29 protein-coding genes are annotated in these 24725 nt (G+C 45.0%); 3 read left to right on the plus strand and 26 right to left on the minus strand.

Translation table 11 applies throughout. The features are described 5' to 3' along the window. Positions 1 to 751 precede the first annotated feature (751 nt). Both AC0LWF_RS17885 and AC0LWF_RS17890 read right to left on the minus strand, forming a co-directional pair. On the minus strand, positions 752 to 1579 hold the full coding sequence (locus tag AC0LWF_RS17885) for a hypothetical protein (RefSeq protein ID WP_474652906.1): 828 nt from the start codon (positions 1577 to 1579) through the stop codon (positions 752 to 754). Further along, positions 1548 to 1985 (minus strand): DUF6941 family protein, encoded by a 438-nt coding sequence (locus AC0LWF_RS17890; protein ID WP_474652907.1) that lies wholly within the window; start codon positions 1983 to 1985, stop codon positions 1548 to 1550. The genes AC0LWF_RS17885 and AC0LWF_RS17890 overlap by 32 nt, the downstream gene beginning before the upstream one ends. Positions 1986 to 2241: 256 nt before the next feature. Between AC0LWF_RS17890 and AC0LWF_RS17895 the strand changes: the two genes are divergently transcribed. After that, complete coding sequence (locus AC0LWF_RS17895; RefSeq protein ID WP_474652908.1) at positions 2242 to 3099, plus strand: ATP-dependent DNA ligase; 858 nt, start codon at positions 2242 to 2244, stop codon at positions 3097 to 3099. 134 nt (positions 3100 to 3233) lie between these two features. Further along, a complete protein-coding gene (locus AC0LWF_RS17900) occupies positions 3234 to 4370 on the plus strand; it encodes a DUF4238 domain-containing protein (protein WP_474652909.1) in 1137 nt (378 codons plus the stop codon). 416 nt (positions 4371 to 4786) lie between these two features. Here AC0LWF_RS17900 and AC0LWF_RS17905 read toward each other — a convergent pair whose 3' ends face one another. The 5 genes from AC0LWF_RS17905 to AC0LWF_RS17925 form a co-directional block, all read right to left on the minus strand. Beyond that, complete coding sequence (locus tag AC0LWF_RS17905) at positions 4787 to 5290, minus strand: hypothetical protein (RefSeq protein ID WP_474652910.1); 504 nt, start codon at positions 5288 to 5290, stop codon at positions 4787 to 4789. A gap of 247 nt (positions 5291 to 5537) precedes the next feature. Next, positions 5538 to 6056 (minus strand): hypothetical protein, encoded by a 519-nt coding sequence (locus tag AC0LWF_RS17910; protein ID WP_474652911.1) that lies wholly within the window; start codon positions 6054 to 6056, stop codon positions 5538 to 5540. A 259-nt stretch (positions 6057 to 6315) separates the two neighbouring features. Beyond that, positions 6316 to 6657, minus strand: coding sequence for a hypothetical protein (locus AC0LWF_RS17915; protein WP_474652912.1), 342 nt, complete (start codon positions 6655 to 6657; stop codon positions 6316 to 6318). Between the two features lie 130 nt (positions 6658 to 6787). Continuing rightward, positions 6788 to 7264 carry a copper amine oxidase N-terminal domain-containing protein gene (locus AC0LWF_RS17920; RefSeq protein ID WP_474652913.1) on the minus strand — a complete coding sequence of 159 codons (477 nt, stop codon included), beginning with the start codon at positions 7262 to 7264 and terminating at the stop codon, positions 6788 to 6790. Between the two features lie 222 nt (positions 7265 to 7486). Beyond that, positions 7487 to 7861 carry a Rid family detoxifying hydrolase gene (locus AC0LWF_RS17925; protein WP_474652914.1) on the minus strand — a complete coding sequence of 125 codons (375 nt, stop codon included), beginning with the start codon at positions 7859 to 7861 and terminating at the stop codon, positions 7487 to 7489. A gap of 168 nt (positions 7862 to 8029) precedes the next feature. Here AC0LWF_RS17925 and AC0LWF_RS17930 point away from each other — a divergent pair, with 168 nt between their 5' ends. Then, a complete protein-coding gene (locus AC0LWF_RS17930) occupies positions 8030 to 8389 on the plus strand; it encodes a YolD-like family protein (protein ID WP_474652915.1) in 360 nt (119 codons plus the stop codon). A gap of 54 nt (positions 8390 to 8443) precedes the next feature. On the opposite strand, the gene AC0LWF_RS17935 is transcribed toward AC0LWF_RS17930, so the two are convergent. From AC0LWF_RS17935 to AC0LWF_RS18020, 19 genes are all read right to left on the minus strand, one after another. After that, positions 8444 to 9367 carry a GH25 family lysozyme gene (locus AC0LWF_RS17935; protein ID WP_474652916.1) on the minus strand — a complete coding sequence of 308 codons (924 nt, stop codon included), beginning with the start codon at positions 9365 to 9367 and terminating at the stop codon, positions 8444 to 8446. Further along, positions 9345 to 9878 (minus strand): phage holin family protein, encoded by a 534-nt coding sequence (locus AC0LWF_RS17940; protein ID WP_474652917.1) that lies wholly within the window; start codon positions 9876 to 9878, stop codon positions 9345 to 9347. The genes AC0LWF_RS17935 and AC0LWF_RS17940 overlap by 23 nt, the downstream gene beginning before the upstream one ends. A gap of 49 nt (positions 9879 to 9927) precedes the next feature. Further along, on the minus strand, positions 9928 to 12573 hold the full coding sequence (locus AC0LWF_RS17945) for a phage tail spike protein (protein WP_474652918.1): 2646 nt from the start codon (positions 12571 to 12573) through the stop codon (positions 9928 to 9930). Further along, positions 12570 to 12695: a hypothetical protein gene (locus AC0LWF_RS17950; RefSeq protein ID WP_474652919.1), complete on the minus strand. Its 126-nt coding sequence runs from the start codon at positions 12693 to 12695 to the stop codon at positions 12570 to 12572. Before AC0LWF_RS17950 ends, AC0LWF_RS17945 begins: the two co-directional genes overlap by 4 nt. Further along, positions 12695 to 12934 carry a hypothetical protein gene (locus AC0LWF_RS17955; RefSeq protein WP_474652920.1) on the minus strand — a complete coding sequence of 80 codons (240 nt, stop codon included), beginning with the start codon at positions 12932 to 12934 and terminating at the stop codon, positions 12695 to 12697. Before AC0LWF_RS17955 ends, AC0LWF_RS17950 begins: the two co-directional genes overlap by 1 nt. A gap of 3 nt (positions 12935 to 12937) precedes the next feature. Further along, positions 12938 to 15094 (minus strand): hypothetical protein, encoded by a 2157-nt coding sequence (locus AC0LWF_RS17960; RefSeq protein WP_474652921.1) that lies wholly within the window; start codon positions 15092 to 15094, stop codon positions 12938 to 12940. A 19-nt stretch (positions 15095 to 15113) separates the two neighbouring features. After that, a complete protein-coding gene (locus tag AC0LWF_RS17965; protein WP_474652922.1) occupies positions 15114 to 15533 on the minus strand; it encodes a hypothetical protein in 420 nt (139 codons plus the stop codon). Positions 15534 to 15548: 15 nt separating this feature from the next. Next, positions 15549 to 16373 (minus strand): phage tail family protein, encoded by an 825-nt coding sequence (locus tag AC0LWF_RS17970; RefSeq protein WP_474652923.1) that lies wholly within the window; start codon positions 16371 to 16373, stop codon positions 15549 to 15551. After that, entirely contained in the window at positions 16360 to 20385 is a 4026-nt protein-coding gene (locus AC0LWF_RS17975) for a phage tail tape measure protein (RefSeq protein ID WP_474652924.1), read from the minus strand. Before AC0LWF_RS17975 ends, AC0LWF_RS17970 begins: the two co-directional genes overlap by 14 nt. After that, a complete protein-coding gene (locus AC0LWF_RS17980) occupies positions 20386 to 20655 on the minus strand; it encodes a hypothetical protein (RefSeq protein WP_474652925.1) in 270 nt (89 codons plus the stop codon). 29 nt (positions 20656 to 20684) lie between these two features. Continuing rightward, on the minus strand, positions 20685 to 21080 hold the full coding sequence (locus AC0LWF_RS17985) for a hypothetical protein (protein ID WP_474652926.1): 396 nt from the start codon (positions 21078 to 21080) through the stop codon (positions 20685 to 20687). A gap of 75 nt (positions 21081 to 21155) precedes the next feature. Next, complete coding sequence (locus tag AC0LWF_RS17990; protein ID WP_474652927.1) at positions 21156 to 21692, minus strand: hypothetical protein; 537 nt, start codon at positions 21690 to 21692, stop codon at positions 21156 to 21158. Further along, positions 21685 to 21885 (minus strand): hypothetical protein, encoded by a 201-nt coding sequence (locus AC0LWF_RS17995; protein WP_474652928.1) that lies wholly within the window; start codon positions 21883 to 21885, stop codon positions 21685 to 21687. Before AC0LWF_RS17995 ends, AC0LWF_RS17990 begins: the two co-directional genes overlap by 8 nt. A gap of 10 nt (positions 21886 to 21895) precedes the next feature. Beyond that, on the minus strand, positions 21896 to 22279 hold the full coding sequence (locus tag AC0LWF_RS18000) for a minor capsid protein (protein WP_474652929.1): 384 nt from the start codon (positions 22277 to 22279) through the stop codon (positions 21896 to 21898). After that, complete coding sequence (locus tag AC0LWF_RS18005; protein WP_474652930.1) at positions 22279 to 22665, minus strand: hypothetical protein; 387 nt, start codon at positions 22663 to 22665, stop codon at positions 22279 to 22281. The genes AC0LWF_RS18000 and AC0LWF_RS18005 overlap by 1 nt, the downstream gene beginning before the upstream one ends. 14 nt (positions 22666 to 22679) lie before the next feature. Continuing rightward, positions 22680 to 23006 (minus strand): hypothetical protein, encoded by a 327-nt coding sequence (locus AC0LWF_RS18010; RefSeq protein WP_474652931.1) that lies wholly within the window; start codon positions 23004 to 23006, stop codon positions 22680 to 22682. Between the two features lies 1 nt (position 23007). Next, positions 23008 to 23538 carry a phage gp6-like head-tail connector protein gene (locus AC0LWF_RS28025; RefSeq protein WP_488656656.1) on the minus strand — a complete coding sequence of 177 codons (531 nt, stop codon included), beginning with the start codon at positions 23536 to 23538 and terminating at the stop codon, positions 23008 to 23010. Further along, complete coding sequence (locus AC0LWF_RS18015) at positions 23538 to 24530, minus strand: phage major capsid protein (RefSeq protein ID WP_474652932.1); 993 nt, start codon at positions 24528 to 24530, stop codon at positions 23538 to 23540. Before AC0LWF_RS18015 ends, AC0LWF_RS28025 begins: the two co-directional genes overlap by 1 nt. Continuing rightward, positions 24412 to 24723, minus strand: coding sequence for a hypothetical protein (locus AC0LWF_RS18020; RefSeq protein ID WP_474652933.1), 312 nt, complete (start codon positions 24721 to 24723; stop codon positions 24412 to 24414). The genes AC0LWF_RS18015 and AC0LWF_RS18020 overlap by 119 nt, the downstream gene beginning before the upstream one ends. Positions 24724 to 24725: the final 2 nt, after the last annotated feature.

The following is a 24725-nucleotide window of genomic DNA, read 5'->3' on the forward strand; positions in this document are numbered from 1 at the left end:
GGCATCCCACAAGTTCGGTGAACTCATGAGAAGCCTCTAGTTTTCTGCCGATGTTACCCTTTCGTTACCTCAGGACAACCTCGTACCTTCAACCCCTTATAAATCAGGGGTTTTGGGCATTTATTACATCATGCCGCCCATCTTGGAGCCGTTTTTATTCACTTTTATGCTCGTTCGATTTCATGAGATTAAGCTGTTGAACACAATAGTACACATGTTTATGGACCGTTTATTTTCGAGTTTGAACGAAAAATTTGTGAGGTTTCGTGTGAGGTTTCTGAAATATGTGAGGTTTTGATTATAGCTGAAGAACATACTCCTAAAACCTTTACATATCAAGGATAGGAGAATGTCTGGTACTCACAATTCTCCTCACATATATACCGGTCGATTACACTTGATGCACATGTAGATGTGCTTGCCACCGATCCACTGCCAGCGGAACTTGCCCAGTGCCTTGCAGTTGCAGATACCATTTTCGTATATTTGTTTGGAACTGTCACTTTCGGCTTCTCAGCTTTCTTCCGCTCGACCACAATATGCGGCGGTCCCGGCTCGTATAATCGAACCAAACCGTCATCATGAACGAACAGAATATTTTTCTGCAGGCTAGGCAACGTGAAGGTGTATATGGCGAAGTTCTTTTCAACACCACCATGCTTGAGAGACACGTAATTATTTGACTGACAATAAAAGCCCTGAACCATTCCCTTTTAACTGGAGATGGTTTAGGGCATTAGAATTAAGCGGCTTACTTAGAAACACTTTTAGCCGGCTTTGAGCTAAATTTAAGATAAGGCCTTATCCGCCCCAAATAAAAGCCAATAATCGTATAACCTGTAATATTTGCGATTCCAAGCCAACTTTTCAGAAAACTCGAAACACCTGGAAGCTTCGCATTGATTTGATTCAGGAAATTTATGTCTTGAGTTCGGACATATGTACCTATACCGACTTGTATTACTATTGCGACCAACAATAGAAATAAAAAGTATAGTAACAAGTGCACATTATCCAATATTTTTTTCTCTTTAGGCTTTTTTACTTTAGGTAAGCTAACCGGTCGGGGTGCTTTACTTACTATGTAATCTAAACCCGCAAGCACTATGATTAGTACAACAGCTACTACAAATGGCACTCCGAAAGTTGCCTTCACCGCAGAGCCTACAGTTGCTATAATACCAATCGACTTTACGTTACCTACCGTCCCTTTAACCAAATCTTCTTTGACGTTAGTTATCGATTGTTTCACTTCAGCTGGTAAAACTGCTGATGAAATCCCCGGCATAGCAACACCTTCTTTTCGGCTGGTGGTACTATATGTATTACTCACATCAATCGAGATATAACTTCGTTGTACTGTTTTACTTAGTGACGAGATCTCAAACACGACCATATTTAGAGTTTGATTATCAAAACTAACATCTTCATGAGTTACTAATACGTTTGTGTTGTTGGCGAAGGCTTCTATCGTTGTACTATTGCGTTTAGACGCAGAAGGGGCTTGGAGTGGACGCCTTCGTACAAGTGGTTTTTTCCTGGAAAAATTAATGGTTTCCAGTGACGTTACTACGTTCACTTACCTTACCTCCTTCTTGTTTAATAATATGCATCGGAAATTCACCTATAAGAGTATCGTGTCTTTTACTCTTTTCGAATAATAAAAACTTATAAACACCGAAACTTTCTACTGGGAAATTAATAGGAGAAAACAAATAAACTACTGGCGAAATATCATCTTCACTTTTCAACTCAAACTCATGTTTAAAAAAAACATCCCCATTAGGCTTAGTTATTTGTATTAAAAAAGAGGCTCTCTCACCTTTGGGAATTCCATCTACACCTATTGCAATAAAGAACTTCTCTAATAACGATGGAAGTTCATATGTATTCCACGTATCAAACATACCAATGCAAGATAGGCGATTGTTCTCATCCATAGTAGCTGAATTACATAGAATAAAAAATCTAATTTTGGATTTCATTAGTTGTAACTTTCCCCTTCACCCATTCTCTCTGTTGATTTGATTTTACAGGTTTTATTTAAGCCACGCAACAATATTTGCCATATCAGGAGGATGATACACAGCCGCTGAGCAGCTTAGTTGCGGCTCTCACGTCAATAATATAGGCAAGCAGCAGCTTCCGTATCGCATTTACCGCACTGGATCATTTCCCAATGATCTCATATAAGATGTCGAGTCCTTCGATGGTAAGCTAGTACATAGGAGGACTTTTCACATGCTCAACACGATTATTAAACCTATGCTGCTTCAACCATCACCTACTGTCATTAGCAAACAGGGGTGGTTCCACCAGATAAAGTGGGACGGTTTCAGAGTCCTAATACATTACGATCATGGAAATGTTCGTGCGTTCACTCGTCACGGAACAGAAGTCACTGATCGCTTCCCTGAATTACAACTAATACGATTAAACTGCTCGCAAGCCATCCTAGATGGTGAATGCATTTGTCTCGATCAAACCAACAAACCTTGCTTTGAAGATGTAATGACTCGATTTCACGCAAAGAAATCTGATGCTGTAATTAAACTTGCTCAACAGTTTCCAGCTCATTATGCTGTTTGGGATTGTTTATGGCATGATGGGAAAGACTTGACAAAGACGAGTCTTCATCAGCGACTAGAAACCCTCCAGAAACTCGTCAATCCTTCATCAGTAATTTCAGTTACACCGATGTATGAAGATGGTGAGAGCCTGTTTCAACAGGTTAAGACATTGAGTTTAGAGGGGATCGTATCGAAGAATCCATCAAGCCTATACAGCTTAGATTCAAGGCCAAAGAACGTATGGGTTAAAACGAAGAATTACCAATTCGGTGAATTTAAAATATCAGGGATCCGCAAGTCAGAGTTCGGATGGAGCTTGTCCAACAAAGGACAACATGTAGGTATCATTGAGTTTCCTCCACCTTCCGATGTTCTGAAAGCATTCGAAGCAGTGGCCAAACAGATCGTCAAAGGTGAGAGTAAGAACTGGATTCATCTCGAGTCGGTACTGACATGCAAAGTAAAATTTCAGTGTTATACGAAAGACAATAAGCTACGTCACCCTACATTTGAATCGTTTATTTTATGAAGCTGCTGAGATGCAGCTTTTTATTTCCCTGTCTACAGGATATGGTAATATTAGTAATTGAGAGCCAGTTATTTTTTGTCGATAAAAAATGGTCATTATAAAAAACTTTTGGAGCTTCACCAGGAGATAAGAACATGAGTGAACAATTTGTAATAAATCAGCATTATGTTCCGCAATTTGTCTTGAGTCACTTTTCAAGCAATAAAAAACATGTTTGTGAAACTCTATTAGATGAAAATAAAATTTATACAACAACCTACACCAGGTCGATGTCCGAAAGGAACACATATGAACACCCGTTTCTTCAAAAGAACGAGCTGGAAAAATTCTTCACTAACATTGAATCCGATTTTGCACCTGCTATCAACGAAATAATCCGCATTCTAGACTCCCGAGAAAATGAATCAGTAATCTTGGCTAAAGTAAAAAAAATTATAGAAACATATATGTCGGCAGTAATCGTTTTTTATTACAGGAGTGGAGCGTTATTAAATGAGTTCTCCCTGGAGAACTTAGTAAAGGGAGCGAGAATCGGATATCTCATAGAAAAATTGTCTAATAAGAAATATATAAACGCACTTGGGGACACGATTAAGAAATATTACGATTTTGCTATTATTAAAAGTGAAAACAATGAATTTCTATTGAGTGACCAATACTTGGCTACTGCTGCCTTAGCAATAAAGAGCAGGTTTGCAAATATTAGCAATAGACATATTGGACTCAAGGATGTAATTTTATTCATACCCATTTCAAGTAAATACTACATCGTGTATTACGAGGGTAAGAAACCCAGCTATATATTAAAGGGAAAGATAAATGTCCTGAATGAACAACAAGTGGATGAAATCAACAAGATAATAATCAATAACGCATATGTAAAATGTGTTGGATACTCAAAAGAACCGTTACAAAGAGCTATTGAGCATTTTAACTACCAATCACCTTCTTCAACTTATTTAGGGTATGAAGACGGGTCGGTCGGTGGAGCAACTCTTAAGAAAGAAGTATTTTTTTATGAGACAGATGCGGAGGCGTGGAAGCAGTTTATTGGGGCAAAATGGTTTCCGTATAAAGAGCTTGGTAGAAATGAACAGTGTAGATGTGGAAGCGGTAAGAAACTAAAAAACTGTTGCATTGAAATATTTATGATAATTAAGAAAATGATCGGAACCTTTGGGGATAAAGATTTAAATTTAAAAATAAAACCGCATCCTTCTGCCATGACTGAATATAGTGTTACAGAATTCTTTAGCCCCAAAGTTCGATAGAAAAGTATTGATCCCATTCTAAGGAATTATGTTGAATGGACAAAAAATTGACGACAGCTCAATGAAACCGCCGTATTACGAAGGCGGTTTTTATTAATTTTGGTTATATATATCAATATTAAGGATTTAACAGGTCAAATAAATAATCCCACTCTAGAATTGGTCGTGGATTATTCTTTCTATATTACACTCACTTGACCTATGCATTACGAGTGCGTACAAATTCAGTTTTGCTAGGTTCTACAAGGTCTTATTATCAGTATTTTAGCCTATAATCTTCGTTTAGGTTCGGTAAGGATTTTTATGATGGTAGATGAATGGGTAGATGTGCATTAGATTTTTTCATGTTTCTGAGAGTACATACCTAATAGGAGAGTAAGCTTTAGCCAAGGTCATTATTGAGCTATCGTACACCGTTAGCTTAATTCTCTTTTCCGTCGGTTTCGTTTTAAAAAAAAGATTAATGGAGAAATTACAAGCAATGAAATCATAGCGATTAAGTAAAAATTGTAGTGCTTATTTTTTAAATCATCAAGTTGTTGAAGGTCATAATCTGCATCTGACAGTAATTTTGTACCGCCGCATAAAGTGTCCTCCGCGTACTCTCCCTTCTCATAGTAATATAAGTATTTATCTTTCGTTGTTTTATAAGCATACACAAGATACTCCGTACCTTCTTGAAGCCCATTTCCAACAATATTAATTCTGTCTCCAATATCACCTTTGATTAATGATTCAACTTCAAATGTTGTCCTGCTTTTGGGATTCAAACCACCAAAATCCTCATATGTGGTCTTACCGGCTTTTCCAACGAAAATCAAATCACTTCTATTAAACAAATCTTTTGGTTCTTGGCTATAAACACAAATCCATGCATAGCTTTTATTCGGTGTTAAAACTAAAAATGTAAAAAATACCAATGTTACAATTCCACCAAAGGTCTTAATGTGCCCCACCTATTTTCATATTTATTAACTCACGTTTATTTCCATTATATTATCAACTCAGCTATCTTGACCGTTAGTGGAATAGACCACCGAGTAGCCTGTCCTTTGATGTGTTATCGTGCCCCGTTAGTTGAACAAAGGCAACCTCGCTTATAGTCGGTTGCCTTCTTGTTTTTTAAACTATTGCACCTGTGAAAGCAAGACAAAATAATAAATTGAATCACTTTGAATTCACATTTAAATTATAAAGTTTTACAATGTCTGTTTCTTTATATCTTTTGATGTCTCTCATCATTGCAAATGTATCACCAACTACTTCATTGTCGCATCCCACTAACAACATAAACGTAATACCAAGATCTTTATTTGTACCGGTTTCGAACCCCCTACAAATCGTGCTGCCACTTACATCGACACCCCCGCCATCCCTTGAGTTGTCAAATCTGTAATGAATCACGTTGCCATCATAGTAGATGTCATAAAAAGTTTTCGTATCTGTAATACGTATTTGAGCCGGTGTTTTTGCATCTACTTGTTTGAGAAACTGAACCCACTTGTCTATGTGATAACTATTTCCATACCCGAAAAGGATTACATCTTCATTCTGAACGGCTTCTTCAAATGAATAATCCCCTATTATTGGAGGAAACTCTCCATTTGCAGTTATAGCATTTTCTCGACTTCCGCAAGCCGTTAGTAAGATAAGCACAATGGACAGCACGAATATAACTCTAATCACATTAACACCTCGAACTTTGATAAAATGGTTGGCATTTCAGCGTTCTCACGCGATTGCTTCTTCAAGTTATGCGAGTAAGCCGGATGTGCTTGCGCAGTTCATTCCTCATAAACATCATTATTTAATAAATAATTATTCAATATTTCGTTGATGAATCCTGCCCGTTACTTCAATGAAAAATGGCAGCTGAACATTATGCCAGCTGCCGTCGTGTTGTATTCAGCAAAAGTGTGCCCGTTAGTTCAATGATAAATTCAATTCACGAGTTAAGATCAAACTCATAAATCGGGTTTATACACCTCAAGATTGAGACAATCGCATTATTATATCCAGACATTTTCTCTGTTTCTTTTTCATCAGTGAACTCTTCGTTTTCGATTTGTACCGCAAGTTTACTAATTATATCGAGGTACTTGCTTACAAATTCGTTTTCATCCATAGCTTTAACATCAACTAACATTTCATTATAAGCGAGTAACTCGCCCTCGTTAATATATTGAAATTCTGTTTTATCGAATATGTCATTTGTATTTGTGAAATGAATTTTCCTCTCGATAATATCAACCATTGTAAATTGAATCATTTTCTTTTTATCACGCATTTTTATTCCACCTTTTTTATTCAACCCAACTTTCAGGCTATCCTGCCCGTTACTTCAATAAAAGAAATGGAACTGCTTTGTAGCAAGCTCCTCAGCTATCGTTCCTCGTTTAGCGTAACGGGAGCGGACACTAATTTGTTTTGGGGAAGTCGATATATACAGACAAGTCACTCTTATCGAACCGAACCACTGCACCGAAAGCTTCGGCAATAAAGCGTAGGTTTACATACATTAAATCGTCATCCTCAGAAAGTGCAGGACTTTGTAGAAGACTCACTTCTTTGCCATTTAACTTGGCAATTCTTTTTCCAGCGGTTAAAGTAATCGTAGTATCGTCGTTCTTGGCGGTAACTGTTTTCGTTTGGTTATCAAACTGAGCATTCAATTTCAAACTTGAAAAAAATGCTCTATACGGAACTAATGTAGAACCGCTTGGAGGAATGTTACCCTTTAAATCTTGTTTTTCACCATTGATATAGATGGTCGGTTGACACGGCCAACATTGTTTTGTGTCTTTTAACGTGCCCTGCGCCGATACATTGTGCCCGCCAACGAGCATGAAACAAACAAATAGAACGGCAAGGGAGAGCAATGAATGCCTCTTCATGTATAACAACTCCTTAATATTTATGATTTGGATTTCTCAAACGACTATCTTGTCTTAGACGTATTAGTAACATTGAATGTTGCGCAATAAAGAACATCCAAAATACACCACCAATGAACTTCACAACACCAACAAAAAAACACCTCTGGTTAATGAAGTGCTTTTCTGCGGCGTTTCATTCAACTATCGTACCCGTTAGCGTAATGACAATAAAGAGGAATATTACGAAATATGAGCTATTGCATCGATTTGCACCATGAAACCCATATTAGCAGGTGCTATCGTTCTTGCGGGATATGGTTCTGAAAAGTATTCTTTATATATTTCATTGAAGGTGTCGAACACCGCACCTTCTCCTAGAAATACTGTTACTTTGACAACATCTGATAACTTTGCGCCAGATACCTCTAAAATTGCTCGAAGATTATCAAGTGCCCTTCTTGCTTGCACATCAAGAGTAGTTCCAACACTCATTCCAGTTTCAGGGTCGAATGGTCCTTGCCCAGCGACATAAACCACATTGCCAACCTTTATTGCTTGAGAATATGGCATGCCTCCAGGCTTTTGAGCATCATTTGTGAAAATTATTTCTTTCATGAAAACACCCTCCAAAGTTTATTTACCTTAATAATTCTATACCATGGATATATTTACCTCTTTGTTTATAACTGCCCGTTAACGGAACAGGTAGTGAATAGAATTATCACACGTTGCAACAGAACATACATTCGCATATAATAACACCATCACTACAGAGGACGGTGTATGATGGGAGATACAAAAAAACTAACAGCCGGTGGTAACTGGCTCTGGGAGGATAGCCGGATGATACTTCCTGAGCACAAAAAGGCGCAGAATGAGCATCAACGGGAACTAATGCGTCGAGATCAGAATATCGTCGATGAGGCAGCGTGTTCCGATATATCTGCTGCATTCGGCGCTTCACTGCAACACAAGGTTCCTATACGAGTGAAGATGTTTGACCCTTTTGAGGATCTTACAATTGAAGGTGTGCTCGAACGTGTGGATCAGCAATTACGCCGGTTTAAAATAGACGGGGAATGGTTCGACATGTCAAAGATCGAACGCGCCGGACTTGTCGAAGAGCTTGATTGGGTAAATTAAAAAACTCCGCTCAAATCACCAAGCGCTTGGAGATTTGAGCGGAGCTGCCAACACTTATTTTTTAAAATTCACTTTCTTAGTCTTGCCATCCCACGATACATTGCCACCTAGTAACTCAGCAGCAACTCTGACTCCAATATACGTTATGCCTTCTCTCAGCTTGTATCCGCCAACTACCTTGCCGTTAAGATACGGTGTAGCGGCCGCAGGGTCCCAGTGTACCGTTGCACCGAGAGCAACACCAAGTGGTCGCATCGGTAAGTACACATGACCATCAATCACACGGCCATAGCCGACCAGCTTCTCGTTGACCGTAACCGGGATCTTGTCCGCGCCACTAGGACGCGGAACATCTGGATGAACATATTTGTCGTAAAAGGTACGATCCATTGCATTCGTATCTACATTTCCGTCGATACCATCAATATGACCCTTCTCCGTGTATTGAAACACCGCCCACTCCGACCATGTGTTGTTGCTCATGGGCTTCTCAACTTCATAATGTGCCACCCAGAGCGGCCATTTGGCAAGCTGCTTGCCCAAGTATGACCGCGCGAAGCTAGCTCCGGTATACACCATCGTCGGATGTCCTGTTAGACGCTCCACCTCCTGCAGCCAAGCTACGCACCAAGTCGTCAACTTCGCCAAACCGATCTTCTTGCCCATTCCCTCTCCCTCAATATCCAGAACATGCGGAAAGACTGGCTTGTACTGCTTAACGCTAACGGCAAAGTGTGCCGCTTCCTTGAGCGGATCGTTAAGATCCGGGTGTGCGAAATGGTAAAGACCGTAGGGTAGACCAACGCACTGTGCTCCCTCGGCGTGAGAAGCGAGCTTAAGGTCTACTTTGCTGCCTCCCTCTGTTGCTTTAATAAATACGCCTTGTACACCGCTAGCGCTAACAGCTCTCCAATCGATCTTATCTTGCCACTTGGACACGTCAATCACTTTAATGTTACTTGCTTGCTTTGCTTGCATCCTTACCCTCTCCCTTCGTTGTTGCCATCATATTTAATGCGCGCTCACCCTTAGCTTTGATTTCAGAAGATACGAAGTTAAGTACCTTCTTCGGAATCCACCGTCCCCATCCAGCTCTAAAGGTGTTTGCCGTCATGCTCTCCCAGCTGTGGTAAGCAAGCATGAACGTGAGTCCGTAAAAGGCGACTCCTGGCTGGTTAACTCCAAACGTGGATGCTGCTACCTTATCCAGCAGCATGCCGATGAATGGAATGAAGCTAAGAAATATGGTTCTCAGAGCGCCGGTCTGTCCGTACTCACTACGGTATGTGTCTGTTTTTTTCGCTGCAGCTACACCTGCGATCCAGTCGGCAAGCACGATGGCAGCGAACAATAGATACGCCCAGAACTTCCCGCTCTCGGTTGCTCGATTAATGATTGGTGAGATTATCGCTCCGAATGAAGCAATAATCCCGTTAGCAGGCTTGACGAGCGTATCCAAGCTAAATAAAGATCGAATAAACCTGTTCAAATTGACCATCTCCTTTTGACAACAAAATAAGCCCCGCGAGTGCGGAGCTTTACAATGCATGCCAGTTCAGTTTTAAATTGAAGCTCTCTGTTACACTACTGCTGTAGTTGCGGAAAGTCAGCTTGAGAGCAATGATGCCTCCGTTGTTTGGATCAGGCGTCAAGTCAACATCATAGAGCATTGTATATGTCTTGTTCCAGACACGCGGAGAGAGAACGTGAACGCCATATGGTGTCAAGTTCCTCTGACCGTTTACATGCCCCCGAGCATTATCCGCATCGACGTATGTCGCCCAGCAGGTACGGCCTAAACCATCCGCATTGTTTGCGGATTTTCGCCCAACTGTTAGTTGTGCGCCATATGTGTAATTATCGTAGTCAGTCCCGTCATCCAAAGAGATCGATAAGTTAACGCTTCGACGACCCGAACCAATCTGAACATAATACGTTTGGTAAGAGTTTGCCGCAACACTTACTGCCAATGATTGCGCGCCATATGGCGCACCGCCATATGCTATATCTCCCGCAACAGCTCGGATAGCTCTCTCATCACGGTATCTGACATCGTGATAGATTCGCTCTTTGAATACTGGGAACCCGTCTGTCCCATAATCCTTAGTTCGACTTAACCCGCCGTCCGGATCTTCTTTGCCAAACCCAATAAGAATAAATCCAATTCGTATGCTGCCAGCTGGTGGGCTTGGCGGATATGCAGATAAGCCTCCACTCGTCCCAGCGTTGGCTAATCGCACTACGCCACCAGAATCTAGATAGAGATATCTAAACTCCCAACCATCAAGATCAGAATAGCCTGCCCCTAGCTTCTGTGCTGGGAAGCGCGTTTCCTGGATGGTGAGATATTTGCCGTCCGGCATTATAACCTCCATCGCCGATACGACAATATCAGCTTGCGGTCGGCTAAATAAATACACGCTAGCTGGTAGAGGTAAATTAATACTCAACCCCGATACACCTGTAAACGTAGTCGCTGTCTTGCCCGTGTAGTTGAAAGTCGTAATTGAGCTAAAACTACCGTTGGCAGTGCTCGCGTAAGCCGTACCGCTTGCAACAAAGGCTGCCGTGCTTGCTACCGTAAGAACCGTGTCAGAGGTAGAGTTCGAAGCAACTGTCATTGCTGTCTTGACTACGGTTTGCGAGCGGTTTTGTATCGAGATGATCCCACCGCTGACAATGCCCTTCCCCGCAACTTTATCAATCGCACTTTGCGATATAAATGACCAGGAATCCTGAAGCGCTTGACGTAGCAGAGCAAGCTTGCTGTTAAGATCGCTGAACTTATCATTTACGTTATTGCGCTCAATAGAAGTAATGCTCTTGTCGGCAATTGCGGCGTCGATGGCCGTAATGAGCGCGGCATATGAAGCATCATAATTCGTTTTGCTCGTTCCGAGAGCAGTCTTTAACGTCGCATTGGTATAATACGTATTGTTGTACACGTTGGCATACTCTGCGTCCACGTCCGCTTTTTCGTTCGCGAGCTGCAGCTTATGCTCTCCGATCGCTTGCGTTTCGACAGCTGTAATGACTCCATCCTTAAACGAGCCATCAATATACGCTGACAAGTCGGATTGTGCTTGTGCAAGTTGGGTTTGCTGCAAATTCAGCTCTGCGGCTCGTCGAGCAAGTGTTGCCTCAAGATCGCGTTGCTTACGGCGATAGGTTAACAAATAATCTGATACACCGCGATCACGGAAGTTGCCGAGTACCAGGCGCGGATGCTGCGGCTCGAATGGATATCGTTCATATTCCAGTACCCGTGTGTCAAAATCGAAACCGAGCTCCTCGTCAATCACGCGAACCGTATCTCCAATGCTGATCGCTCCAACCGATATACCTGCTTTGGAGAGGTCCACGAGATCGACTTCATAGCTTACCTTCGGCAACTCGTTCTCCGCGAGATACTTCTGCATCGCAGCGAGTAAGCGCGCTTGATCCTCAATATCCGGCCACTCTTGTTTTGCTTGGTATGGACGCTGTTGATCATAGTAAGGCGAGTCAATGTATTTTTTCGTCTGACCGGGCATCCCCTCGATTGTTAATCCATCCTTGCCATACCCATACAGGCGCGTCACGCGGTCCATCGTATGGACAGTTCGCTCAATCCCTTGCAGGTTTTTGCGATATCGGATTTGCTCACCGTTGTTGGCCCCTCTGCGTGTCGTGAACGTAATCGTTTGATTGTTAAACGACAGCTCCGCCCCAAATACATCGCATAGGTCATAAAGCAATGCTAGCCGCGACTTCTCGCCCCAATCAAAGATATCCTTTGGAGCAAAAGTACCTGATACCACGTAGTTAAAAGGTGTGCCTGCGAATAATTGAGCGAGCAACGTTTCCGGTGTCTGCGCTGCAGCAAAGTCGATGTAGGAGTCAAAGTAGTATTGACCGAAGGTAATCGCAATGTGATGTGCCTCCACATTCTTGCTAATCTTGTCCTTCCTGCCTCCCGACTCGTGCTTAATAATAAACCGCTGACCACCCTCCGTGCTGGCGGGAAAGCGGATCTCATTATCTGTAATCAAGCCGGAATATCGTTCGTCGCTGCCTTGAGACTTCGGATGTCCGAAGGAAATAAAGAATTCCCCGTTAAGCACTTCACGAACGCGAACAGACGAGGCGGCTGGCAAATACGCCAACCGCCCCGTTTGATCCCATAGCTCTAATTTTGAAATCATTCCGATGCACCTTCACCTTGATCCATATAACCCAGATCGCGTAATTGCGCTCGATATGCCTCTGGCACTTCGGCGAGAGTAATCATGCCTTTGTCCAACTTATATCGGTAGTAGGTTAACATTACGTTGCTCCTCCTTCCAGTTGGTTAATCCGTTGATCTTGAGCAGCGACCTTGGCGGCCAGTTCATCGACCAATATCATAAGACCGACCATCGTCGCCCCGAGTTCATCATCATTTTGAAGGGACAACGTCAGCGCTTCTCCGATGTCCCGGATGACGGGCGGTTCGTTCAGCTGGTCCAGTTCCTCCGGTGGAATACCGTGTTGGATGCAAAACTCACGAATAGCTGCTAAGTCCATCGTCTACCCTCCTAGCGCCTTCACGCGCTTATACATCTCTGCCATACTTCGAACCAAGATTTCAATCTGAGTTGTGTTATCGGCACCTTGCTGCACTAGAGCCGATTGGATACTTCGAGCCGTTGATTGGTATTCAAGTTTGGCTTCGACCGCATTGGCCGTGTATGAATACTTATCCATCACAATATAACTGATGTAATAATCGTAAGCAGGGTCAAAATCAGCTATTGTGCACTCTGCACGCTCTAGCCCGTAACTCGTACCACCTTGCTTAATTGCCCACTTTGGATCTTTATCCTGACCTCTGTAGATACCCAAGATTTTTTGGATTCTGTTTTTGGCTATACTAGTCGATAAATTCCCAAAACCAGTGTCGCTGTTGTTTATATGATATAAGTTAGTCGCTGCGCCTGTTGATAGCTTTGGAGCTATCTTCTCGCGCACTATAACACCTTCGAGCAATTCTATTTGATTGCCACCTGCTGCTAGTGATATTACACCTTCAGCTCCGACGATTAGTTCTTCAACTGGATTGGCTAACACATAATCCAATGTGTAAGGAGTAAACCCTGTTGCGAGCGTAGTCGGTACGGCAGTAACTGCCCCTGTGTTACTCGTCGCATTCCATAGTGTCCATGTCTTTGTACCTGAGCCATCATATGGTGATCCAAATGTCCCGTTATTCATCTTCCAACCATAAAAATACGCTTTCCAATCAGCATTGCTCGGCACGTAAGAATCACCAAAACCGGTTAATGAATTCGATACTGACATGTAAAGATTATAAGGACTGGTTCCGCTAATAACATGTGCATCAGCTGCATTACCTGGATCAGTCTTAAGTACAGTGGCTCCATCAAAACGAGTTACGCGACTTTTTTCTTCATTTGTGGACGGCATCCAAGCTTGTCCTGTGTTGTTATAATAGACTCGCTTCGAACCTGTGAATGATGTGGCCACATGATTAATCCACGCCAGTGACCCGTCTAAGACAAAACCTGTACCCCAACGTTTTCCCTTGTACCAGTTTCCTTCACGTTCGTATGCCCAATCCCGAATACTACCATCAATGTTTGACGCAAGGATTGTTGGAAGATAGATGTAGTCAGCGTTATATGGAGCGAATTGTGTTGCAGTTGAACCATATTCAATTTGCAAATTCGACCATGTAAATGTTCCTGCATTTATGTTAACGGTAATAATTGCAAGCTCTACAATGTCTGATGCTATCGTTAGCGTCTTAGAAGTGCCACTATTGAAAGTTGTGCTTGTGTATGTGCCATCTGCTTTATAGCAGCGAACATCGTAATAGCAATTGGTCGTAAGGGCTATTCCCGATGATAATGTAATAGTTTGCCCTCCAAGAATAGGAATACGGATTGAGCTGTTTTGACCTGTAGCTGTGGCATTCAAGGTCAAATTGTTCTGGTCTGTAATAACTGCATTGGCATGAAGCGACCAATCTTTAAAAGACGGCAAAAGGTTCTTTCCTGACTTTCTTACCGCCGCCCCTTGCAAATGCTTTACTCCATCGACATAAGGGATTTTATCGGCCAGCCGATCTCCGATGTATTCGGGATCAATACCTAGCTTTGCATAAGTTCCCGCATCTACTTCGTACAAGCAAAGGTTATCCACTTGGAAGTTGCGTGATGCTACAGAACCACCTTGCCAAAGCCAGTTCAATCTCAAATTCGTTTCGCCGTTATATTGAAATTTCAAGTAGGAAAACGCATAGTTGGCATTAGGCGGAATCGAGGTTCCGGTAATCCCATTAGCCGCCCAATCTCCATTACCAACATTTACGTAGTCGCTATTGTTTTTGGTTAGCTGAAAATATAAATCAGTACCATTAGCAATGTCGTTACGAATAAATGCAGAGATTATATAATACTTCCCGGAAGTAAATAAAGTTGAGTCTACATTATAAACTTCACCACCAAATCCCGATTGGGTACTTGTATACTGCGCTGCATACGTGCCGGAATATACATTTGAAGTTGTTATACCCCACGTCCCTCCTGGGTCATTTCCTATACGTCTTGCACCTGACAGACCGTTTACATTGCTTATGCCAGATTCAAAATTCCCTCCCTTGAACATATTGGCTAGCGTACGTCCATAGATAGTTGCCTTTGCAAGACTTGCTGCCGCTACCATAGCATATATACCTCCCTTCTTAGATAATGTTTAAACCATGCTTCAGTGATACGCTCTGCGTCGCCGCATCTAGTTGTTGCGCATGGATCTCCCGAACAAGAGTCCCAAGCGTTGACCGGGCAGTTCCGTCCGCTCCGAGGCGAGCGTCCACCATCTCCGTGTTCCCGGTACCCGCTGATCCAACGATGTTGTTGACCTGCGTTTGCAGTGCATCGATCTTACCTTTAACACTGGTTCCGGCTGTGTACTCAATCTGTGTCGCCGTATGCGCGGTTGACGCGCTGGCATGCGCGGAGTCTGCCGCGATTCGCTGCTGCTGCTCGGTCGTGATTTGTTGCTGCTGACTCGTAAGATCCGCGTCGGCCTGATCAAAGTTCCTCTGCAACTCGACTTGCGATTGCGCATCGAGATCCTCTCGGATCGTCGCAAAACGACTCATCGTTATTCCCCCTTATCAGTAGAAGTAAGTATGTCGGAAACGAAAAGCGACCGTCATGTTCGGACCGGTCGCTGTTATCGTAAAACTATTGGGTCCCTCTATGACCTTCGGGAACTGGCCCGAGAAGAAATTCAGGACGTTGACTCCATTCTTCTTGGCCGTCTGCTCCAAAGGCGTGCAATTGAGCTCAAGAACATCGGTCGGACCGAGTGAAATATTAACAGTACATGATTCGCCAGTAGTCGTATTGGCTATCGTCAGGTTAGATGCTGCTCCAGTAATCGTAATGATTGGATGCGCTTCATGAGTTCCTGCATGATGTACGGTAACCGTCCTCGGAGATGAGTTAACCGCAAACGAATATTGGCTACCTCGCTTCAACCCCATACCAAGCGTGTATCCTTGCCCATACTTGAGCGGAACTGTGGTATCCAGCACGCTCCTAGAAAACGGGCTAAACGCTTTAAACGGAAGTGTAAACGAACCGAGCTGCAGCAGCTTTTCAACACTAATGGTGCCGTTGTACTTGCACATCCAGCGCTTACCTGTCGCTCTGTCGAGCACAAGCGGTTTCGCTCCTGCGCGTGCATTAAATAGTTTCGCAATCTGCTGCAGCCTGCTTTGGTACTGATTCTCGCTGGATGCCAGCAATATTACTTCGAGCTCGATGAGCCGAGGACCGTATTCCGTCCCCATATCAATCGTGCCATCGTATCCTGGTATTTCGACTTCTGTTTGCCGCGTCTCAGGTAGCAATGGGATATTCGACTTCACGAGTTTCAGCCCAAGAGATGCGAAGCTGATTCCATCGTACGTCGCGCCCCCGTTATCGATTGTCATAACGTTCACCTCTCGCCAAGAGTCGTTGAGCAACGGAGTCGCGTTCACCCCAGTAAGATTTTGCATCGGACTGGTCATCAATATGAACATCTCCACTATGTTCAACAAGCGGCCCATAGTAGTTGTTCGTGACCTCAACTGCTTGCTGGCTCTGTACCGCCCCTACCAGGCTCCCAATCTGTTTACGTGTTAACGTTACCTCGCCAAGGCGAAGAATCGAATGGAGCTCATCCGGCATAAGCGTGTCCCCGATTCGGAACGGCTTCTGACCGGCAACGCCGCCTGTATGATAATAGATTGGTACTGTACTGACGATCTTGCCGTTGAGCACGTACCCTCCAGCCTCCGGCGTCCAAACCGCTCCTGAAGCTAGTGTTTCCTTTAATTTCTTGCTCGCATTTCCGCTGCTGTTCTTTGTACTTGATGCAGCGGTTCCGGTTTCCGTTATCCCGCTAGGTTGACTCGTACCCGAACTCGTTGTGGAAGAAGCAGTTCCAGTTTCCGATATTCCGCTAGACTGGCCAGAACCAGCATTCGAAGCTAGCGCTGCATATTCTCTCTCCAAAGCTAAGAGCTCCGCCCGAATCTGGTTATTGGTCTTCTTAAACGCTTTATATCGCTCGTCTTCAAGCAATTTGTATAACGGTTTCATGTCCCCGCTATGGTCTTGAAAAGCTTGCTTCAAATCATCGTACCAAGACTCAATGTCGTCTTTCTGATCGTCGAGTGCATCAAGCTTGTCCTGACGTTCTCTGTCCAGTTGTCGCTTCTCGTCCTCATTGTCCATCTGCCGCATCTTGTCCTGAAGCTCTTTGTACTTTGCTTTACCTTGTTCGGATGTGGCGAGTCGATATTTCTCAAGTTCTTCAATGAGTGACTTACGCTCTATAACTCGCTCGGAATCGTCAATCGCTTCTTTCTGATCGTTGTAAAACTGATCGATTTGCTCGCGCCGCTCTTCCAACGCATCAAGCTCTGCTTGTTTCTCCCGCTCAATCGCATCGAGCGCAACGTCAGATGCTTGCTTGATTTGCTCCTTCCGCTCGGTTTCTAGAGCCTTAAGAGCATCCTCTTCGCGCTGCATAAGGTCGAGCTTGTTCTCGTAGACCTCGTTGTCCGCTTCCTTGTAAAACTCGGAGTCTTTCTCATAACGATCGCGTACCCGCGTCCACGCCTCCAGCTTCACGGTGGTAATGTCCGCCTCTGACTTGCCAGCCAGTCGCATTCGTCTCTCTTCTTGTTCAATCCACTCGCTCGAAGCTTCAAACTTGTCCTTAGCAGCCTCTTCACTCTGCCTCAGCAGTTCCTCTTGATGCCGCTCTTCTTTGTCTCCCATTTGTTCCTTCAGCTGATATACGCGCTCTTCAAGGTCCTGCCGAATCTCGCGGTTGTCTTTGTACCGCTGCTGAAGCCGCTGAAGCGCTTGAAGTTCCTCACTGTCGGACATTTGGTTCAGACTACGCTGGTGGTCGATAAACTTCAGTGACGACTGGTACTGATCCTGCAACGCTTGTTCGGACTTCCTAGCCGCTTCATCCTTCTTCTTGCGCTGCTCTTCCAGTCGAGCTTTCTCCTCCACTTCCATTTGCTTTTTCAGCTGATAAACGCGCACCTCAAGGTCCTGCCGGATCTCACTGTTTTTCTTGTATCGGCCCTGCAGCCGCTCAAGCGCCTGAAGCTCCTCGGCCTCTGATAGCTGATTTAGCTGTCGTTTGCGCTCGATATATTTTAACGAAGCTTGATACTGCTCCTGTTGAATCTCTTCTGCCGTCTTCCCTTTACCCTTACCTTTATCCGGAGTAGTCGAACTACCCGGCAATGGTTTGTCAAATACACTGTAGTTTCCAGTGGTAATCGCGCTGATATCGCGCTCAGCTTGCAGTAACGTAGCCTGAGCGGTATTAATTTGTCCCGATGTGTCCTTCATGGCAGTCTTCAACGTCCGCTTCAGCGTATCTTGCGTAAAGGTCCCTAAACCGGGAACTGTTGGTTGCGGAATTGGTTTGCCTTCCAGAGCTTGCATCGCTGCCAACTGAGGTTTGAGTAAATCAATTCGCGTCTGCGCTTCATTCTTTGCGATCTCAAGACGCTGCTTAGAACCTTCGGCTGCGGCCTCCACAGTGTCCTGCTCTGCATCAATAAGTTGCTTGAGCGCATCAACATTGTTAATATGCCACTTGCCTTCCTCGTCCAGCTGCACGATAAGGTCGGGGTATTCCCGCTTGAGCTGCTCTACTGTATCCGCAAGCTTCTGCTTTTGCTGTGTGGATAGCTTTTCCTTGCTGCTCAGCTGCTCGTATTGCTTCTGCAGCTTGTTCATTGCATCAATATGCTTAACTTGTCCGGACACGACACGGACGTTTGCTTCCTCTAAAGCGACTTGCGCGCCAACAGCACCTTTCGCCTGATCTCTCATGCGCCCAAGCGCATCTGCAGCAGCATCTCCTGACTCAAACCCAAGCCCCCGAAGCTCTGCGTCCACACTTTTTATGGCATCTGCGAGTTCATATATTTCATGCGTATTCTCAATGCTTCCTTTGCCACTCTGAGCAAGAGCCATTTTCTTGTTATACTCGTCCATCAGTGCGTTACGCTTCTCCATAATCGGATTCAGCGTTTTAATGCTGGATGTCAGCTTTTTGTACTCCTCGACCTGCATATTGAGCGGAGACTGCTGAAGCTTCGCGTTTAGAATTTCTTGCGAGCTCGCGAACTCCAATGCCGATTGAGAAGCTGATGAAGCTCCAGCTGTATAGGCTGCAAACCCACCGACAACTAGTCCGATCGCAGCGATCGCTAGTCCGATTGGCCCGAGAGCGATCTCTAATCCGGCGAAGGCCGTTGTAAGGGTATAGATTAACGGTACGAGCGCTGTTACAGCCGCTGTAATGGCTAAAACAGCCGCAGTTCCCGCCGTAATACCTACTGCAAGCCCTTGGTTCTCTTTTGCCCAATCTGCAACAGATTTAATGATCGGCATGAATAGTTCCATAAGCTCTTGCAACAATGGGAGAAAGCCTTCACCTATCTCTGCTTCGGCTGTTTGAAGTGTTTGATTGAACTGCGCTTGAGTACCGTTATAACCCTCCATAGCTGAAGCAGCATTTCCGGCGTACATGGATGACTCCTGAATAATACCGTTGTATGCAGCCATCGTCTTTTGCGCATCCGAGAGTTTATCCGCTGTCGTACCGATTGAGGCGGCAAAGCGGTCATACATGACGCTCAGATTCGTAGTAATGCCTGCGGCGTCAGTCAATTCCGAGTTTCCTGTCTTAACTCCTTGCGCAACCTGTTCAATGGCTTCACCCCAGCCAAGATGAGCCTCTCGGTTATAAGCTGCGGCATCCGCTGTGGCGAGAATTAGACTTTTGGTTTGATCCAGATTCAAGCCGGATGCTAGCAAGGTTTTAATCGTCCCTGAAGCTTGAGCGAGATCCATAAATCCCCTGTCGGTCAACTCTTGCGCTAATTCAGTCGTTTGCTTTACATTGACTCCTAACGCCTTCGATACCTCTTCAAGACCTCGTTGCGCATTAATATAAGCATTTGCTTTATCAGCAAGCGTCTCGATCTCGCCGATAAGCTTTGTCAGCGCAGCTCCTGCGCCCAATGCGATAAGCGCATTACTTAAAGCCTCGACGCGGTTTATGGACTCCTTGGTCTCTTGCTGCGCTTCACGCATCTTCTGCTTGATCTTCTCGATCATATCGCTGCTCGCGCCAAGCTTCCGCAGTTGGATTTCGACCTTCTTCAGTTCCTGCTCCAGCAGCTCCGGCTTAACCTCCCGAAGTTCCCGCTGAATCTGCCGCATTTCCTTCGCGCTCAAGCCAGTATCCATCAAAGATTTGCCCAAGTCCTTGATTTGCTTCGTCACTTGGCGTGCTTCATTGGTGGATGCGCCCATACTCTGCTTGGCTTTGGATAGCGATTCGTTAAAACCGCTTGCGTCCAGCTCCATCCTGGCACGGATCGCTCCGACATCGGTAGCGTTCGCCGTTGATCCTGACATCTACTCTCCGCCCCCTTGCAACCGTCTCCGAAGCTTCGCTAGCCCCTCAGCGTCAAATTCATTCTCAGTGTTGCTTGCTTGATGCAATACTTCGCTGATTGATTGATAAAACTGCTCGAACTTCTCCTGCTCCATATTCGGTGCACAGATTGAGAGCAAATTTATCACTCTCTCCTCAGCAATCTTCACTTCCATTTTGTAAAGAAGCTGTGGGAGATCGACCATATAAAAGTCGTTTTCCAACCTCAACTGCGTCGTTCCGAACTTCAAAGCTGCCTCCGCAAGCCATTCGTCAAGCGTTATCGGCCCGCGACCGGCTTGCTCAGGAGAAGCTTGCCGAACGGGGCGAGAAACTTTTTTGCAGCTTCATTTAAGTTGTTCCTCTGTACCGTCCGCGATATGAATTGAATCAACTCATTGTGATCGACATTCTCTTCAATCCACGTCGGTTCCAAATCCGTCAGGACAGCTACGAGTTCAACGATCTCATCTACAGCCAGTTGAACGCCGACCAATACCGTTGCTGTAAAATCTGATGTTTGGCGGGAAGCGATTATGTCCAGTACCAGTTGCGGCAGCGTCTCGACTTTCTGGAACAACGCCTTCCACTTAGAAACCGTGAGTTTCGGTATTTCGACCCGTTTATCTCCAAACATAACGTAATTCTGATCATCTTCCCTCTTAGACCATCGCATGCCTTTTCTTCCCCCTCATAAAAAGAAGCAGAGCCTCGTTGAGGCCCTGCTTCTAACATTATTCCTATAGAATAACTACGCGGTTTGGTCGCCGAACGCTAGTAGGTAACCCGTTGTTGTATCGGGGAACGCCTTGAAGGTTACATTCGTAATGAGCTCGCCGGTATAGTCATACTTATATTTCAAGTTTGTGCGTGGTGCTGCCTTATACAAAACAACAGCGTCGTTTGCCGTTGCCGTTGCCGATAGAGGCTCAAGCTTCACCATCTTCGCAATGTCGAGTAGGTTAATAACCTTCGATGCGTCGATATCCACACGTTTTTTAATAGGATTCGTTCCGTTCGTTGTCAGCTTCGCACCTGGAATGACTTTCGATAGCTTGTCCAAATCCTTCTCAGCGAAAGGTACTTCAATTGATGCAACGCGGCCGATGATGATTTCACCTACTGGCGTATCGCCATACTGATCGACCTTTACCTCTCGAGTGGTCTCTTCGTAACTAAGTACGACTCCACCTTGTGTCGTCTCAAAAACGACAGGTGTACCGCCTGATCCTGCATCAAACGTTACTTTACATGGACCAAGTGCAATTTTAGTCAAATCGCTAGGCATCCGTATTCTCCCCCTTGTTTTCATTCTTATCTATATAAACAGCAAGACCGTCGGCGACTAGCGCATCTGCAACCTTCTCGTCGCAGTTCACTTCTTTTCCATCGGTCTTGTAATCTGGCTGTTCCGCCGTGCCGAAATTAACTTGATGGTTATCAGCCAGCGTTAATCGGATTAAAACTTTCTGTGCTTTCACGTCTTCCACCTCACTCCAAATAGATGCATGTGAAATTCAAGCTGTACATTGGTCGCTTGTTTTCATCGCGGCCAATATAAAGCGGTGCTGGTTGGTCTGCAGTACACTGCCGTATGCACATGCCGTCAGGAATCAGCTCAAACTCGCTTTTTCCGTGTAAATGGGTATGAATCGCCACCGCCAGCTCTTCGGCTTCCTGCATACCGAATTCCTCGCCTCGTAATACAATCTGGAAAGACGGCCGCCTAATTGCCGACTCTGGATTCGGTGGAAATCCACCAGATACCTGAACATATGCTGCCGAATCCGGCGCGTTCTCAGGGAACTCATTTACAAAATAAGCGAGTGGAAATAGAACGCTGAGATAATCAACGAAGTAAATAGCTCGCAGCATTAACCGTTCAGCTCCTTTGCTATCTCTTGAGCAATTATCTGCCGATATCGCGCTGACTTTGCCTTTAATGGTCGTTCGAGGTACTTCGGTCCTGTACCTGGCGTTGTTAGCTGTCTGAATCTTCGGTGCTCATGCAAGAAAAGCGCGACATCTGTACCCCAGCCGCGCTTGTTCTTCTTTAAAAGGGAGAATGAAACTTCTCCTTTAACACTGTATCCCGAAACAGTTACATTCACACGCGCATGCTGACGCAGTTCTCCGGTCAGTTTCGGCGCGGCAGCTTGTGCGTCTTGCTTGAGTTCTTCCATTGCCTTTTGCATCCCGCGCTCAGCTGCAGCTCGGAAGCGTTGTTCTGCGAAGTCGATACCGCGAAAAACATCGTTCAAGTTGATCTCGAAGCTCATGGAAGATTCACCACAGTTATACGCACTCTGCCTTGAAAATCATGAATTGGTTGAATCCGAATAGGCGTTTTTCTTAATGCTTGTCCAAATGCGTCAATCCATTCAATTTCGTCATCATAAGAGACTGGAACCATGCCAAGAAAGCTAATTGTGGTGCCACTTTTACTCTCTTGCCCATGCTGGTCCTGTACTAACTGACTGTCTGCATCTATGCGGCATCGGTATCTCAATGGCGTGGACGTGCCTAGCGGTTTACCCCACGCATCGACACCGTCTCCCTCTTTGCAAATGACTTCCGCAGAGTGAATAAATAGATGATTCATCCTATGCGAACCTCCTGTGGGCGTCCAAGAGGCTTTTTACAGCCAATGACATCCCACCTTCCTCGTAAGTCGTGGAGACTGGTCCGAATCGCTCAGAAATCACGCCGGGACTTCGCATTAATTCTTGAACAAGTAGCAAACATGCCAGCTCAATGTCCTCTGGAAGGTTAGCCTCAACATTACCCGGCAGAATATAGCCGCCTGTATACGCAATACAAAGATTGTACCTACCAGTCGGCCATCCGGAGGCGCGAAATAAGCGTCTCTCATCGATTACCTCAAAATCGAGAACAGGTTCTTCGTTCGCAGTGACTGCATGCACTTCTGAGACAGGGTAACATGAGAGGTTAATGTGTTTCGCCCCAGAATAAACGTCGAGCACCTCAGTTACCTCTCGCTGTTCCAATTGCCGGTTTACATATTGACCGATTGTCGCAGACGCGGCACGGATCATTAAGAGCAAATGCTCGTCCTGAACCCCCGGAAAGACAGCTGAACCTTTTAATCGCTCCAGCGTGGTCAGCATCGGCATTATGGCAGCGTGATAAGACCCGCTACAACAGCTTCAGAGTCAATTGTCTGCATGTCGTCTCGGTAAATGGCCCGTGCTTCCGTCGTATCCGTGCGCCATGCGCTACCGCCAACCGTAGTCGTTTCAAGGCGATAGCCCTTTCGCTCGAAAATAGCGATTCTATCGTTTAAGGAGCCGAGATAGATCGGCGCTTTCTTCGTTGTCGTGCCGATGGATGGCATTGTATCATTGCCAACGACCTCTACAGTCCTGCCGTTAAACAACTTCTCGGTTGGTTGCGAAGGGTTTGGTTGCAGTAGCGGACGCCCTGTTCCGTCAACCAAGTTGTCCAAGAAGTTAAAGCCATCCTGATTGGTCACGAGAGACGATACCTTTGCAATTGCCGGGTTCAACGTGACATTCAGAATCTTCTTCAGATCGGATACCCCAGCGACTGCCACAGGATTAGCAATCGCGGCCAGCATCGTAACAATCTCATCATTTCGCGTACCTGTTACACCACGAGCAACCCACTCGGCCAGGTAAGCCATAATTTCTGCTTCGTTGCCGTCTTCAAGCAGGTCGTTAGGAATATCCATAAATCCGGCTTTATCCTCAATGGTGTACGTAATTTGTGCGAGTTTCGGCGAAGCCAGTTCGCTAATTGCCGCACGCTCTGCTTTTGTAAGGAATTTCGTAAATCTTGCACCGGTTTCAATGTTCCGCGTACCGCTCGCCGTTTTAACTGAAATTAGGCGGCATAATTTTTCGAGCTGCGGAAGATCCCGTTTCAGTCGCATAATCTCCAGTTCAACATCTTTCGGTACCAAAAATCCACCGTCTTGACCTGTTAGGGCGGACAGTGCACGCGCTTCCTGAAGCAGAGCATTGTCTTTATCGCTTACGCACGCTATTGATAAACGCGCTACGATATTCTTTCGATTCCAGAATCTGCATGACGCGTTGTGCGTTACGCTGTTCAACCGGCGTTTGATCATCAACCGGATTCCCATTCGGGTTTGGAGGGCCATCCTCTAACGCATCAAGCTCTTCGAGCGTTGATACGTTCTCCTGCAAACTCCGCATCTCTGCAGTAATGCCTCGTACTTCTTCAAGCTTGCCTTCTTCGGCCAGCTTGTTCGCCATAGACCGTTTTTCATTGAGCAGTTGTTTCAATTCGTTAATTTTCTTAATGTGTTTGCCCACTG

The sequence above is a fragment of the Paenibacillus sp. sgz302114 genome (assembly GCF_056120345.1).

What these genes read in the sequence shown, in the direction of transcription:
- AC0LWF_RS17935 (WP_474652916.1), bottom strand. Translation starts at nt 9,367, where the DNA reads ATGCAAGCAAAGCAAGCAAGTAACATTAAAGTGATTGACGTGTCCAAG.
- AC0LWF_RS17895 (WP_474652908.1), top strand. Translation starts at nt 2,242, where the DNA reads ATGCTCAACACGATTATTAAACCTATGCTGCTTCAACCATCACCTACT.
- AC0LWF_RS17915 (WP_474652912.1), bottom strand. Translation starts at nt 6,657, where the DNA reads ATGCGTGATAAAAAGAAAATGATTCAATTTACAATGGTTGATATTATC.
- AC0LWF_RS17890 (WP_474652907.1), bottom strand. Translation starts at nt 1,985, where the DNA reads ATGAAATCCAAAATTAGATTTTTTATTCTATGTAATTCAGCTACTATG.
- AC0LWF_RS17945 (WP_474652918.1), bottom strand. Translation starts at nt 12,573, where the DNA reads ATGATTTCAAAATTAGAGCTATGGGATCAAACGGGGCGGTTGGCGTAT.
- AC0LWF_RS18015 (WP_474652932.1), bottom strand. Translation starts at nt 24,530, where the DNA reads ATGGGAATCCGGTTGATGATCAAACGCCGGTTGAACAGCGTAACGCAC.
- AC0LWF_RS17930 (WP_474652915.1), top strand. Translation starts at nt 8,030, where the DNA reads ATGATGGGAGATACAAAAAAACTAACAGCCGGTGGTAACTGGCTCTGG.
- AC0LWF_RS17990 (WP_474652927.1), bottom strand. Translation starts at nt 21,692, where the DNA reads ATGCCTAGCGATTTGACTAAAATTGCACTTGGTCCATGTAAAGTAACG.
- AC0LWF_RS17925 (WP_474652914.1), bottom strand. Translation starts at nt 7,861, where the DNA reads ATGAAAGAAATAATTTTCACAAATGATGCTCAAAAGCCTGGAGGCATG.
- AC0LWF_RS17985 (WP_474652926.1), bottom strand. Translation starts at nt 21,080, where the DNA reads ATGCGATGGTCTAAGAGGGAAGATGATCAGAATTACGTTATGTTTGGA.
- AC0LWF_RS17975 (WP_474652924.1), bottom strand. Translation starts at nt 20,385, where the DNA reads ATGTCAGGATCAACGGCGAACGCTACCGATGTCGGAGCGATCCGTGCC.
- AC0LWF_RS17950 (WP_474652919.1), bottom strand. Translation starts at nt 12,695, where the DNA reads ATGTTAACCTACTACCGATATAAGTTGGACAAAGGCATGATTACTCTC.
- AC0LWF_RS18000 (WP_474652929.1), bottom strand. Translation starts at nt 22,279, where the DNA reads ATGCTGCGAGCTATTTACTTCGTTGATTATCTCAGCGTTCTATTTCCA.
- AC0LWF_RS17970 (WP_474652923.1), bottom strand. Translation starts at nt 16,373, where the DNA reads ATGACAATCGATAACGGGGGCGCGACGTACGATGGAATCAGCTTCGCA.
- AC0LWF_RS17965 (WP_474652922.1), bottom strand. Translation starts at nt 15,533, where the DNA reads ATGAGTCGTTTTGCGACGATCCGAGAGGATCTCGATGCGCAATCGCAA.
- AC0LWF_RS18010 (WP_474652931.1), bottom strand. Translation starts at nt 23,006, where the DNA reads ATGAATCATCTATTTATTCACTCTGCGGAAGTCATTTGCAAAGAGGGA.
- AC0LWF_RS17955 (WP_474652920.1), bottom strand. Translation starts at nt 12,934, where the DNA reads ATGGACTTAGCAGCTATTCGTGAGTTTTGCATCCAACACGGTATTCCA.
- AC0LWF_RS17960 (WP_474652921.1), bottom strand. Translation starts at nt 15,094, where the DNA reads ATGGTAGCGGCAGCAAGTCTTGCAAAGGCAACTATCTATGGACGTACG.
- AC0LWF_RS17920 (WP_474652913.1), bottom strand. Translation starts at nt 7,264, where the DNA reads ATGAAGAGGCATTCATTGCTCTCCCTTGCCGTTCTATTTGTTTGTTTC.
- AC0LWF_RS17900 (WP_474652909.1), top strand. Translation starts at nt 3,234, where the DNA reads ATGAGTGAACAATTTGTAATAAATCAGCATTATGTTCCGCAATTTGTC.
- AC0LWF_RS28025 (WP_488656656.1), bottom strand. Translation starts at nt 23,538, where the DNA reads ATGCCGATGCTGACCACGCTGGAGCGATTAAAAGGTTCAGCTGTCTTT.